Genomic DNA, 1,590 nt, shown 5'->3' with positions numbered 1-1,590 from the left:
GCCGCCCTGGATGCTAGATTTGATGTTTACCTTCAATATCACCCTGTCATTGGTGGTTTTGTTGGTCACGGTTTATACGCAACGGCCGTTGGACTTCGCTGCGTTTCCGACAGTTCTGTTGGTTGCCACCTTATTGAGGCTAGCGCTTAATGTGGCATCCACAAGAGTGGTGTTACTTAACGGACATACGGGGCCCGGGGCCGCCGGCTCCGTGATCGAAGCGTTTGGGGCGGTGGTCGTTGGCGGTAGTTATGCGGTTGGCTTGGTGGTATTTGCGATTCTTGTCATTATCAACTTCGTTGTTGTGACAAAAGGGGCTGGACGAATTTCGGAGGTTAGCGCGCGTTTCACGTTGGATGCCATGCCCGGAAAGCAGATGGCGATTGATGCCGACCTTAACGCCGGATTATTGACGCAGGACGAGGCGCGAGAACGTCGTGCGGAAGTAGCCAGAGAGGCTGACTTTTATGGGGCCATGGACGGAGCGAGCAAGTTCGTGCGTGGTGATGCTGTGGCTGGCCTCTTGATTTTGCTTATCAATATTCTTGGTGGTCTGGCGATTGGTATGGGACAGCATAACTTAGACCTATCGACGGCGACCCGGTTTTACGTCTTGCTGACGATTGGAGATGGCTTGGTGGCGCAAATTCCATCCCTGTTGTTATCGACGGCTGCTGCGATTATGGTCACCCGGCAAAATGCCGCGCAGGATATGGGGGCGCAGGTTGTCAGTCAGATGTTTTCCAATCCCAAAGTGTTTTTTGTCGCCGCCGGTGTGCTTATTTTGCTTGGCATCATCCCGGGGATGCCGCATTTCGCTTTTTTGACGCTTGGCAGTATAGCAGCTTTGTCAGGATGGTGGTTGGGTCAGAAACAGGCGGCCGAAGAGGTGGCTAATGAAACCATTGAAACGGAGTCCCGAGAAGCGCAGCCGCCAGCACTACAAGAGCTGACCTGGGAAGATGTCAGCCCGGTCGATCCAATTGGCTTGGAAATTGGCTACAAGTTAATCCCGTTAGTGGATCAGTCGCAAGACGGAAAACTAATGGCTCGCATCAAAGGTGTCCGTAAAAAGTTGAGTCAGGAGCTGGGATTTTTGGTGCCAACAGTGCACATTCGTGACAATCTGGAACTGTCGCCAACGGCGTATCGCATAAGTTTGATGGGGGTGCCCACGGCCGAGGCGGAGGTCTATCCCGACCGAGAGCTGGCTATCAATCCAGGTCAGGTATTTGGTCCCATTGAGGGCATCCCTACTAAAGATCCCGCATTTGGGCTGGAGGCTTATTGGATTACCCCGGACAAACGAGAACAAGCGCAAACATTAGGCTATACCGTGGTGGACGCATCAACGGTGATCGCCACGCATTTGAGTCAAATTTTGCACGACAACGCGGCGCAACTGCTTGGTCATGAAGAAACCGAGCAGTTGCTGAAACGTTTGGCTCAGACAGCCCCGAAACTGGCGGAAGAACTTGTTCCTGACAAACTCCCGCTTAGTGTCGTTGTGAAGGTGTTGCAGAACCTTTTGGCAGAAAATGTCCCAGTGCGCGACATTCGGACCATTGCGGAGACATTGGCTGAATATGC

1 protein-coding gene is annotated in these 1,590 nt (G+C 52.8%); it reads left to right on the top strand.

Annotation, left to right across the window (positions count from 1 at the left end; genetic code table 11):
- Nucleotides 1-1,590: flagellar biosynthesis protein FlhA (flhA, locus tag D6694_08470; protein RMH41917.1), on the top strand; the 1,590-nt coding region annotated here is incomplete at both ends.

This window comes from Gammaproteobacteria bacterium, assembly GCA_003696665.1.
Taxonomy (GTDB): domain Bacteria; phylum Pseudomonadota; class Gammaproteobacteria; order Enterobacterales.
The sequence above is the reverse complement of the archived record's forward strand: the minus strand, read 5'-3'. Positions and strand labels throughout refer to the sequence as shown.